The sequence below is a fragment of the Longimicrobiaceae bacterium genome, from assembly GCA_035936415.1.
In the GTDB taxonomy this organism is placed as follows: domain Bacteria; phylum Gemmatimonadota; class Gemmatimonadetes; order Longimicrobiales; family Longimicrobiaceae; genus JAFAYN01.
In genome coordinates this window covers 1-10,011 of the sequence record DASYWD010000390.1, presented here as the reverse complement: position 1 = coordinate 10,011, position 10,011 = coordinate 1, and the positions used below count along the sequence as shown (strand labels likewise).

13 protein-coding genes are annotated in these 10,011 nt (G+C 72.0%); 10 read left to right on the top strand and 3 right to left on the bottom strand.

Annotated elements, in window-relative coordinates; genetic code table 11:
• From VGR37_15890 to VGR37_15865, 6 genes are all read left to right on the top strand, one after another.
• The coding region (locus tag VGR37_15890; protein ID HEV2148887.1) for a cytochrome c-type biogenesis protein CcmH at window positions 1-466 on the top strand (466 nt) is incomplete at its 5' end.
• A complete protein-coding gene (locus VGR37_15885; protein HEV2148886.1) occupies window positions 463-849 on the top strand; it encodes a zinc ribbon domain-containing protein in 387 nt (128 codons plus the stop codon). The genes VGR37_15890 and VGR37_15885, both read left to right, overlap by 4 nt.
• Entirely contained in the window at window positions 846-1,592 is a 747-nt protein-coding gene (ccmA, locus tag VGR37_15880; GenBank protein HEV2148885.1) for a heme ABC exporter ATP-binding protein CcmA, read from the top strand. Before VGR37_15885 ends, ccmA begins: the two co-directional genes overlap by 4 nt.
• Window positions 1,593-2,270 carry a heme exporter protein CcmB gene (locus VGR37_15875; GenBank protein ID HEV2148884.1) on the top strand — a complete coding sequence of 226 codons (678 nt, stop codon included), beginning with the start codon at window positions 1,593-1,595 and terminating at the stop codon, window positions 2,268-2,270.
• A gap of 19 nt (window positions 2,271-2,289) precedes the next feature.
• Window positions 2,290-3,012: a cytochrome c biogenesis protein CcsA gene (ccsA, locus tag VGR37_15870; protein HEV2148883.1), complete on the top strand. Its 723-nt coding sequence runs from the start codon at window positions 2,290-2,292 to the stop codon at window positions 3,010-3,012.
• The gene (locus VGR37_15865) at window positions 3,012-3,332 is read left to right on the top strand and encodes a CcmD family protein (protein ID HEV2148882.1); all 321 of its coding nucleotides are present in this window, start codon (window positions 3,012-3,014) and stop codon (window positions 3,330-3,332) included. Before ccsA ends, VGR37_15865 begins: the two co-directional genes overlap by 1 nt.
• A 112-nt stretch (window positions 3,333-3,444) precedes the next feature.
• Here VGR37_15865 and VGR37_15860 read toward each other — a convergent pair whose 3' ends face one another.
• Window positions 3,445-3,921 carry a hypothetical protein gene (locus tag VGR37_15860; GenBank protein ID HEV2148881.1) on the bottom strand — a complete coding sequence of 159 codons (477 nt, stop codon included), beginning with the start codon at window positions 3,919-3,921 and terminating at the stop codon, window positions 3,445-3,447.
• A gap of 5 nt (window positions 3,922-3,926) precedes the next feature.
• Complete coding sequence (locus VGR37_15855) at window positions 3,927-4,205, bottom strand: hypothetical protein (protein HEV2148880.1); 279 nt, start codon at window positions 4,203-4,205, stop codon at window positions 3,927-3,929.
• A 301-nt stretch (window positions 4,206-4,506) separates the two neighbouring features.
• Here VGR37_15855 and VGR37_15850 point away from each other — a divergent pair, with 301 nt between their 5' ends.
• Complete coding sequence (locus tag VGR37_15850; GenBank protein HEV2148879.1) at window positions 4,507-5,127, top strand: superoxide dismutase; 621 nt, start codon at window positions 4,507-4,509, stop codon at window positions 5,125-5,127.
• A gap of 116 nt (window positions 5,128-5,243) precedes the next feature.
• On the opposite strand, the gene VGR37_15845 is transcribed toward VGR37_15850, so the two are convergent.
• Complete coding sequence (locus tag VGR37_15845; GenBank protein ID HEV2148878.1) at window positions 5,244-6,440, bottom strand: DUF2911 domain-containing protein; 1,197 nt, start codon at window positions 6,438-6,440, stop codon at window positions 5,244-5,246.
• 183 nt (window positions 6,441-6,623) lie between these two features.
• Here VGR37_15845 and VGR37_15840 point away from each other — a divergent pair, with 183 nt between their 5' ends.
• The 3 genes from VGR37_15840 (at window position 6,624) to VGR37_15830 (ending at window position 9,978) form a co-directional block, all read left to right on the top strand.
• Complete coding sequence (locus tag VGR37_15840; GenBank protein ID HEV2148877.1) at window positions 6,624-7,688, top strand: GntG family PLP-dependent aldolase; 1,065 nt, start codon at window positions 6,624-6,626, stop codon at window positions 7,686-7,688.
• 155 nt (window positions 7,689-7,843) lie between these two features.
• A complete protein-coding gene (gene recA / locus VGR37_15835) occupies window positions 7,844-8,896 on the top strand; it encodes a recombinase RecA (GenBank protein ID HEV2148876.1) in 1,053 nt (350 codons plus the stop codon).
• 128 nt (window positions 8,897-9,024) lie between these two features.
• Window positions 9,025-9,978, top strand: a complete 954-nt coding sequence (locus VGR37_15830) for a hypothetical protein (protein ID HEV2148875.1) — start codon at window positions 9,025-9,027, stop codon at window positions 9,976-9,978.
• Window positions 9,979-10,011 lie beyond the last annotated feature (33 nt).

Below are 10,011 nucleotides of genomic sequence, written 5' to 3'. Positions count from 1 at the left end.
GCTCCTCGTCGTCGCCCACGCGGCCCCGCTGCGGGCGCAGGACGTCGCCGCCGTGTCGCCGGAGACGGAGCGCGTGGCGCAGGCCGCCATGTCGCAGCTCCGCTCGCCGGTCACGCCGTTCCACACGCTCGACATGTGCCCGGACGCGGCGGCGGCCGCGCTGCGCGACACCCTGCGCGCGGACGCGGCCCGCGGGCTCTCGGCCTCGCAGATCGTGGAGGCGACCATCGCCCGGCGCGGCGAGGAGCTGCGCATCGTCCCCCGGCGCTCCGGCGTGGGGCTCTGGGCCTGGCTCGCCCCGCCCGCCGTGCTCCTGGCGGGGCTCTTCGCCGTCGGCGGGTGGCTGCGCCGCTCGAAGGCAAACGGCGCCGCCGAGCCCACCCCGGAGGCGCTCAGCAGCGAGGACCGCGAGCTGCTGGCCGCCGAGATGGCCGAGTGGGACCGCGAGCCCGAGGAGGACCGGTGACGCTCCTGGCTCTTTCCGTCCTGCTGTCGCTGCTGGCGGCGGCCTTCGTGGTGCACCCCATCTGGGCCCGCCGCACGGCGCTCCTGGCGGACGTGGCCTCCGGCGAGGTGCTGGACGCCGAGGCCCGCCGCCGCGTGGCGCTCGCCTCGCTGAAGGAGGTGGAGTACGACTACGCCGCGGGGAAGCTGGACGACGCCGACTACCGCGAGCTCCGCGACCGCCTCTCCGCCGAGGCGCTGCGCGCCATCCGCGCCGCGGACCGCCTTCGCGGCGTGGAGGTGAGCCCCGTCGCCCTCTCGGCCGACCCGGCCGCGCACGCCTGCGGCTTCGTGAACCCGCCCCGCAGCCGCTTCTGCGCGGGGTGCGGCGCGCGGCTGGCTTGACGCAGCCCGCCCTGGACCCGGGCCGCGCCGCCGCGCCCGTGCTGGAGGCGCGCGGGGTGGAGAAGTGGTACGGCCCGCTCCCGGCGGTGCGCGGGGTGGGCTTCGCCCTGGGCGAGGGGGAGTTCCTGACGCTCTTCGGGCCCAACGGTGCGGGGAAGACCACGCTGCTCAAGATGCTCGCCGGGCTGGTGCGCCCCACCCGCGGGGAGGTGCGGATCGCCGGGGAGGCGGTCACGGGGGGCGACGGGGCGTGGCGCGGCAGCATCGGCGTGCTCTCGCACCAGACCTTCCTGTACGCCGGCCTTTCCGCCGCCGAGAACCTGGAGTTCTACGGCCGGCTCTACGGGCTGGACCGGCTCCGCGAGCGGGTGGGGGAGGCGCTGGAGGGCGTCGGGCTGTGGGAGCGCCGCGGCGACCGGGTGCGCGGCTTCTCGCGCGGGATGCAGCAGCGGCTGGCGCTGGCGCGCACCCTCCTGCACGACCCGCGGCTGGTGCTCCTGGACGAGCCGTACACCGGCCTCGACCCCCACGCCGCGGCCATGCTGGGCGGCGTGCTGGAGCGCCTCCGCGACGGGGCGCGCACCGTGGTCCTGGTGACGCACAACCTCTCCCAGGGGCTGGAGCTGGCGAGCCGCGTGGCCATCCAGGTGGGCGGCCGGTGGATCTCCGACGAGCCCCGCGCCGGGATCGACCCCGTGCTCTGGGAGCGGGTGTACACGGCGCGCGTGGCGGGCGCGGCGTAGGTGGGCCGGTTCCTGGGGCAGGTCCTCGTCGTGGCGCGCAAGGACCTGGTGCTGGAGCTTCGCTCCCGCGAGCGACTGGTGGTCTCGGGGACCTTCGCCGTCCTGGTGGCCGTGGTCTTCAGCTTCTCGCTCGACCCCACGCTCCGCGCCCGCAGCTTCGCCGGGGCGATGATATGGGTGACCGTGATCTTTGCCGGGATCCTGGGGCTGGGGCGCTCCTTCGGGGTGGAGCGCGAGCAGGAGGCGCTCTCCGGGATGCTCCTGGCGCCCGTGGACCGGGGCGCCCTCTTCCTGGGGAAGTTCCTCGCCAACCTGGCGATCCTGCTGGTGGTGGAGGCGGTGATCTTCCCGGTGTACGCCCTGTTCTTCGGGCTGTCGTTCGCCGGCTCGCTGGCGGGGGTCGCCCTGATCGTCTTTCTGGCCTCGGTGGGCTTCATGCTCCTGGGGACGCTTTTCTCGGCGGTCTCGGCGCACACCCGCCTGGGGGAGACGCTGCTCCCGGTGCTCCTCCTGCCGCTTCTGATCCCGGTGGTGATCTTCGCCGTCTCGGGGACGCAGCGGCTCCTGGTGGGGCGCCCCCTGGAGGAGGTGGCGGGGAACCTCCGGATGCTCCTGGCCTTCGACCTGATCTACCTGTTCGTATGCACCGTGATCTTCGGCTCCGTGGTGGAGGAGTGAGGAGGGCGCCGTGGAGTCCATGAGCGGTACCCGCCGCTGGGGCTACGCGCTCGCCCTGCTCGCCGCCGCCTCCGTCCTGGCGACGTTCTGGATGATCTTCTTCTACGCTCCCACGGAGCGGGAGATGGGGATCGTGCAGCGCATCTACTACGTGCACGTCCCCTCTGCCTGGGTGGCGTTCCTGGCCTTCGGGATCGTCGCCCTCTGCTCGATGGGGTACCTGTGGCTCCGCGACGACCGGCTGGACGCCATCGCCGTCTCCGCGGCGGAGCTGGGCACCGTGTTCACCACCATCGTCCTCCTGACGGGGCCGCTCTGGGGGAAGATCGCGTGGGGCGCCTGGTGGGTGTGGGAGCCGCGGCTGACGCTGACGCTCCTGCTCTGGTTCATCTACGTGGGCTACTTCATGCTCCGCGGCGCCACCGAGAACCCGGAGCGAGGCAAGCGCTTCGCGGCGGTGCTGGGGATCGTGGGCGCGGTCGACATCCCGCTGATCCACGTCAGCGTCAACTGGTTCCGCTCGCAGCACCCGCAGCCGGTGGTCCTGCGCGCGGACGGCCCCCAGGCCGCCCCGGAGATCGTGCAGACGCTGCTGATGGGCTTCCTGGCCTTCACGCTCCTGTTCTTCGCGCTCCTGCTCTTCCGCTACGGCCTGGAGCGGACCCGCGCGCGCGCCGAGGCGCTGCGCATTCGCGCGGAGCTGGACCGCCCCCTTCCTTCCGCGCAAGGAGTTCCACGCTGATGCGGACCGCACGGATTTCGACCCTGCTGCTCGCGGCTGTTCTGCTCGCCGCGGCCCCACTGAGCCTCCGCGCGCAGGAGCCGTCCTACGCCGCACCCGCCGCCGCCGCGCAGGCGCCCGCGGATCCGGCTCCCTCGGTGCAGGCGCCGCCGCAGACCTCGACGGGGCTCCCGCAGCGCGCCGCCCCCCCGCGGACGCTGCGCGACTACACGCACGTGTTTGCGGCCTTCGCGATCGCGTGGCTCCTTCTCTTCGGCTACGTGGTCTCCATCGGTCGGCGCTGGGCGCGCGTCGAGCAGGAGCTGGCCACCCGGGGCTAGTCTCGGCCGGGCAGCCAACGTAGTTCGAATACGAAGCGGGGCCCCTGGAAGGGAGCCCCGCTTTGTGCTACGGCCTGAACGTGCAGATGCAACATCCCGAGACCGCGCTCTGTCAAAGGCCCCACGCACCGGTGCGGAGGTGATTGAAGTTGACGACGTGCGGATGACTCGGTGCCGCAGCCAGATACAGATCCAGGTCAGCCGTAAGCAGGGCCGCTCCGGATTCAGCGACGGAGTGTACTGCCGCGTCGGCGAGCCCAAGCCGAAGGAACTCCCGACGTCCAGAGAGCTCGCCGCTTGGCTCATACCGCTCCTCCGAGCGTGAGATCATCTCGCGCAGGAAGACGAAAGCGGAGGTGCGTAGCGGCTCTCTCAGGTCGTCGAGCAGGTTCGTAGCCTCTGCCAGAATATGCGGCGTCACGACTAGGGTGCCGAACGGCGCCATGAAACCGATCAGCAGGTGGAAGTCCTCCCGCGTGTATGCGCGTGTACGCTTGAACGATGGCACCTGGCGCTCGTCCACGCTCCCGACGACGAGCAAGACGAGGAGGTTCGCGTCGAGGATCAGCGAATTGGGATGCGCGGGCATGCGACTCAGGCGGTCTCGCGGATCCTCATGCTGCGAACCTGCCCGCTGTGTGCGTCCACCAGGAAGGTCTTGTACACACGCGGCGCGGTGTGTTGAGACAGCAGTCCTTCCATGATAGAAAGCGGGTGATAGTCCGGCTCGATCCATCCGAGCGTGACTTTCCAGGTTCGGCCGTCCAGGTCGGCCTCGAGCTCCTCCAGCCGAAGCCCCCGAAGCTCGTGCTCGTCGTACACCCTTCGCGCGAACTCCGTTGCGGCCGCGACCGCATCCTTGATCTCGATCATGGGTCCCTGCCGGCCCAGGTGATTGCATACGCCCGGTCGATAGAGTCTCGACTCCGACCGCTCGAAAGCTTAGATCGTATCGGTGCCATTGCAAGAGAGGCTCCGAACGATCGAAGCCGCCGCTGGCCGTGGCGGAACATCCGTCGCGCCATACATTCCAGGGAACCCGGACCCGGCCGCGGCCCGATGCTTGCGGCCCGGGAGCCGCGTTTTTCAGGCGATCCGCGCGGCCGCCGGACTCCCGGCCGGCCGGTTCGGATTCTCGTGCAGTGCCGACTCACCACCCATTTGGAGGTGCATGATGGCAGGGTTCACCCTTCCCGACCTTCCCTACGACTACGCCGCGCTGGAGCCGCACATCGACGAGCAGACGATGCGGATCCACCACGACAAGCACCACGCCGCCTACGTCAGCAACCTGAACGCCGCGCTGGAGAAGCACCCGGACTTCGACGCCGGGAGCGACGTCGACGCGCTCCTCCGGCGCATCGACGAGGTGCCGGAGGACATCCGCACGGCGGTGCGCAACAACGGGGGCGGCCACTCCAACCACACCCTCTTCTGGCAGTTGATGGGGCCGAACGGCGGCGGGCATCCGTCGGGGGCGCTCGCGGACGCGATCAGCTCCGCCTTCGGGAGCTTCGACGAGTTCAAGAGCCGGTTCAGCGACGCGGGGAAGACGCGCTTCGGGAGCGGGTGGGCCTGGCTCGTGGTCGGCAACGGCGGCGCTGTCGAGGTCATCAACACGCTCAACCAGGACTCCCCCCTCATGGAGGGGCGGACGCCCATCCTGGGGCTCGACGTGTGGGAGCACGCCTACTACCTCAAGTACCAGAACCGGCGCCCCGACTACATCGAGGCCTGGTGGAACACGGTCAACTGGGACGAGGTGTCGCGGCGGTACGAGCGGGCCCGCGGCTGACCGTTCCAGTTTGCCATAAGCGACGCCCCGGCCGGAAGCTCCGGCCGGGGCGTCGTCGTCGTGCTCCCCCTTTCTCCCGCTTGCGGGGGAGAGGGGGCCGGGGGGAGAGGGGGCCCCTACCGCACCGTGAACGGCACCACGAACTCCGAGCGGTCCCACGCGATCCGCAGCACCCCGCCCCGCGCGCCGTCCGGCTCCGCGCGGATGGTGAGCCGCTCCACCGGCTCGGCCAGCTCCCTGCGCCGCATCGGGACCCGGCCCAGGTCGCGAGCCGGGTCGTGCGCGGTCCCGGCCTGCCCGGTCTGGCGGTTCACGATCAGCACCCCGCCGTCGGCTTCGGGGATGGAGAAGAGCGTGTAGTCGCCCGCCGGCACCACCACCGTCCGGCCGGCCGGGTCGCCGAGCACCAGCTCGCGGTCGGTGGAGAAGTGCGTGGCGCGGTTGGCGCCGGTGCGCCAGACCGTACCCCACGGCACCACCGTTCCCCAGATGTCGCGGCCGCGGCGCACCGGCACTCCGTAGTCTAGGGCGATGCGCGCGCCGCCGACGGTGAACTCCTCCTCCGCGCGGCCGGACAGCTCGCCCATCCCCCGTCCGGCCCGGTCCGCCGCGGCCCAGCGGCGGGCGGGGCCCTCCACGTCGGTCCACGGCAGCCGCGTGACCACCACCTTGCGCGTCGTCTCCGCGGCGTCCAGCTCCAGCAGCCGCCCCGCCGAATCCACCCGCACGACGGAGGGGCCGCGCAGCGGATGCGTGAGCGTCACCTGGCCCGGCCCGGTCCGGGCGAGCTTGTAGGCCAGGGCCCGGCCGCCGGCCAGGAACGGCCGCGTCGCCTCGCCGGTGGCGGGGACGTCCCGGAGCGCCAGCTCGAACGGCCAGTGCACCAGGTCCACCCAGGGGAGGGCGTCGGGGCCGGCATCCACGCGCGAGGTGCGGGTCGAGTCGCCCTGCGTCAGCGTGCGGATCCACCCGCTGTCGCTCGCTTCGACCGTCTCGGTCCGCAGCGGGGCGCCTCCCGGGTTCGCCGGGTCCACCACGCGCTCGGTGAAGCAGCGCATCGCCCCGGACGGGGTGAGCTCCAGCGTGTAGCGCCGGAGCGTGGTGCGGGGCGAGCGGACCACCGCCTCCGCCTCGATGCGGCCCGGGGTGCGCACCCAGCGCTCCAGCGCGAGGGTGTCGTTCCCAAGCACGGTCACCAGCGCGGCGCTGTCGGGCCGCGCCTGCTGGGCCGGGGCCGCCGGCGCGAGGAACGCCGCGGTGAGGAGGAGGGCCGCGGGAGCACCGCGGCGAATGGACGATGCAGACGGGAGCATGGTTCCTCTTCCGTTCTGGGTGTGACGGCTGTCGGCTTCGGCCGGTCAGAGAGCTGTCCTGCGGACAACCTGCACCCGGGGGCCTGGACTTCACAACCCCTCCGCCCCGCCGCTCCCCTCGCGCCGCTGCTGGGCTCGGGCTAGATTGGCGCTCCTCGTCCGCAGCCTCTTCCGCCGCGTCCCATGCCATCGTCCCTTCCCATCGTAGACCTCCGATCCGACACCGTCACGCGCCCCTCGCCGGAGATGCGCCGCGCCATCGCCGAAGCCGAGGTGGGCGACGCTGTCCTGGGCGACGACCCCACCGTGAACGAGCTGGAGGCGTTCGCCGCGGAGCTGCTGGGGAAGGAGCGCGCGCTCTTCTTCCCCAGCGGGGTCATGGCGAACCAGACCGCGCTCCTGGTGCAGGCCGCGCCCGGCACGGAGGCGGTGATCGACGCCGAGGGGCACGTCCTCAACTGGGAGGAGGGGGGAGCCGCCGCGCTGGGCGGGATCCAGCTCCGGGCCGTTCCCACCGAGGACGGTCTGCTCACTCCCGAGGCCGTCGCGGCGGCGATCCGCCCCCGCTCGCCCTACGTGGTGCAGACGTCGCTGGTCTGCCTGGAGAACACGCACAACAGCGCGGGCGGGCGCGTCCTCCCGCTGCGGCAGATGGAGGCGGTGGCGGCGGTCGCGCGGGAGCGCGGCGTCCACGTGCACCTGGACGGCGCGCGCCTCCCCAACGCGGCGGTCGCGAGCGGCCATTCGCTCAAGGAGCTGGCCGCACCTGCCGATACCGTGATGGTGGCGCTCTCCAAGGGGCTCGGCGCCCCGGTGGGGTCGGTGCTGGCGGGGACGGAGGAAGCGATGGAGCGGGCCTGGCGCGTCCGGCGGCGCCTGGGCGGGGGGATGCGGCAGGCGGGGCTGCTCGCGGCGGCGGCGCTGTACGGGCTGCGCCACAACTTCGGACGGCTGGCGGAGGACCACCGCCGCGCGCGGGAGCTGGCGGCGCACGCCGCGCGGGTCCCCGGGCTCGCGGCCGACGCGCCAGAGACGAACATCGTAATGGTCCGGGTGGAAGACGAGCGGCTCGACCCGGCGGCGCTCCTCGCCGCGATGGAGCGGCGCGGGGTGCGGCTCACCCAGTTCGGCCCGGCCCGGCTGCGCGCGGTCACCCACCTGGACGTGGACGACGCCGGGATCCGGCGCGCGGGAGAAGCGCTGGAGGAAGCTGCCGACGAGCTGTCCAGTAGTAGCGCAAATGCTTGAAATTCGTTAATTTATAGCTCGGTTCAGGCGCGCTTCGTGGACACTCCGCAACAACGCTCTTTCGCTTTTCTTTCGGGAACCGCATATTGGTGTCGGGGTACAATTCCATGCTCCGGCAGAACGACAGTGAACGGGACAAATTGACGAGGAAAAGCATGGCAACAGTCGAGATCAGCGACGCCAAGCAGAAGGCGCTCAGTGTCGCCATCGGGCAGATCGAGAAGGCCTACGGGAAGGGCTCGATCATGCGGATGGGCATCAACGGCCCCAAGGTGCAGGTCCCCGCGATCCCGACTGGGGCGATCAACCTGGACGCGGCCATCGGCATCGGCGGGATCCCGCGCGGGCGCATTACGGAGATCTACGGGCCGGAGTCTTCGGGCAAGACGACGCTCTGTCTCCACGTGATCGCCAACGTCCAGAAGACCGGCGGCGTCGCGGCCTTCGTGGACGCGGAGCACGCGCTCGACATCGAGTACGCCCGCAAGCTGGGCGTCGACGTGGACAACCTCCTCGTCTCCCAGCCGGACACCGGCGAGCAGGCCCTGGAGATCGCCGAGGTGCTGGTGCGCTCCAGCGCCGTGGACGTGGTGGTGGTGGACTCGGTGGCGGCGCTGGTCCCCCGCGCCGAGATCGAGGGCGAGATGGGCGACAGCCACGTCGGCCTGCAGGCGCGGCTCATGAGCCAGGCGCTCCGCAAGCTGACCGGCGCCATCAACCGCTCGATGACCAGCGTGATCTTCACCAACCAGATCCGCGAGAAGATCGGCGTGATGTTCGGCTCGCCGGAGACCACGACCGGCGGCCGCGCGCTCAAGTTCTACGCGTCGCTCCGCATGGACATCCGGCGGATCGGCTCCATCAAGGACAAGGACGTCCTGGTGGGGAACAAGACCCGCGTGAAGGTGGTCAAGAACAAGGTGGCGCCGCCCTTCAAGCAGGCGGACTTCGACATCATGTTCAACGTGGGGATCGACCACTACGGGATCATCGTCGACCTGGGCGTGGAGTCCGAGGTCATCACCAAGTCCGGCGCCTGGTTCTCCTACGGGGACGTGCGCCTGGGGCAGGGGCGCGAGAACACCAAGGCGTTCCTGCAGGACAACCCCGAGCTGGCCGCGGAGATCGAGTCCAGGGTCAAGGACGTCCTGGGGATGCGGGGGATCTCGGCCTCCGCCGACGGCGACGCCGCCGCCGCGGACGACTGAGTCCAGCGCCAGGACGGAAGGGGAGGGGCTCCGGCATCGTGCCGGGGCCCCTTTGTTCTCTCCGGTGTTTTCGGTGCCGGTGCGCGCGTCGGGGATTTTGCGGCCGCTCCACGACGTCCGTATGATGAATGCGCCGCAGCGTGCCCCCGCTCGCCCCGGGTGTGGATCTCCCGGCGCGAGCGGGCGTATCAGGGGGCGTCGCTTCGCCTCCGTCCACCCTGGCAGGGGTTCGCCCTCTGTTCAAGCACCTCACCGACCGCCGCAACCCGGAGTCGCGGAAGCAGGCGCTCCGCAGCATCGCCCTCTCGGCCGTCGTGCACGCCGGGCTGGTCGCGCTCGCGCTCCTGGGCGGCGGGCGGGTCGGCTACGCGCTGCTGGACGACCTCGGCACGCCCACGGGGGTGTCGGACGGGCCGTCCGGAGGCGGGGGCGGTGGAGGAGGAGGGGGCGGCGAGCGGGTGACGTACATCGACATCGCCCCGGCCCCGGCGCCCGCGGCGGACGAGGTGACGCTCACGGTGCCTGAGCCGGAGCCCGTGCCGCCTCCGCCGGAGCCCGAGCCGCAGCCGGTAGTCCCGCCCCCTGTGCCCACGCCGCGTCCGGCCGTGCAGGCGCCGGCCGCGCCGTCTACCGCTCCGGCCACGGGAGGGCAGGAGGGTGCCGGCTCCGCGTCGGCGGGCGAAGGGGCCGGGGCGGGGGGCGGCACCGGAACGGGAACGGGGGAGGGGACCGGCTCCGGAACGGGGCCGGGGTCCGGGGGCGGCTCGGGCGGGGGGACGGGCGGCGGGATCGGCTCCGGGGTCGGGACCGGGACGGGGGCCGGGCGGATCCAGGCGCCGGTGCCGGAGTTCGTTCTGCTTCCGCCGAGCAACGCGCCGCGGAGCGTCCGGGGGGATTCGCTCCTGGTCCGGCTCAGCATCGACGCCTCCGGGAAGGTGCGGGACGTGGATTTCCGCTCGACCGGCGACCGGGGCTACGACCAGAAGCTGCGCCGCACGGCGCTGGAGTGGCGGTTCCGGCCCGCGCGCGACGCCAGCAACAAGCCCGTCGCGGTGGAGTACGTCTACGCACTGCAGTTCTGACGGCCGGCTGCTCGTGAGAAGCGCCTCCCGCCC

Coding starts and splice junctions, on each gene's coding strand:
- ccsA (HEV2148883.1), top strand. CDS start 2,290: ATGAGCGGTACCCGCCGCTGGGGCTACGCGCTCGCCCTGCTCGCCGCC.
- VGR37_15865 (HEV2148882.1), top strand. CDS start 3,012: ATGCGGACCGCACGGATTTCGACCCTGCTGCTCGCGGCTGTTCTGCTC.
- VGR37_15860 (HEV2148881.1), bottom strand. CDS start 3,921: ATGCCCGCGCATCCCAATTCGCTGATCCTCGACGCGAACCTCCTCGTC.
- VGR37_15855 (HEV2148880.1), bottom strand. CDS start 4,205: ATGATCGAGATCAAGGATGCGGTCGCGGCCGCAACGGAGTTCGCGCGA.
- VGR37_15850 (HEV2148879.1), top strand. CDS start 4,507: ATGGCAGGGTTCACCCTTCCCGACCTTCCCTACGACTACGCCGCGCTG.
- VGR37_15845 (HEV2148878.1), bottom strand. CDS start 6,440: ATGCTCCCGTCTGCATCGTCCATTCGCCGCGGTGCTCCCGCGGCCCTC.
- VGR37_15840 (HEV2148877.1), top strand. CDS start 6,624: ATGCCATCGTCCCTTCCCATCGTAGACCTCCGATCCGACACCGTCACG.
- recA (HEV2148876.1), top strand. CDS start 7,844: ATGGCAACAGTCGAGATCAGCGACGCCAAGCAGAAGGCGCTCAGTGTC.
- VGR37_15830 (HEV2148875.1), top strand. CDS start 9,025: ATGCGCCGCAGCGTGCCCCCGCTCGCCCCGGGTGTGGATCTCCCGGCG.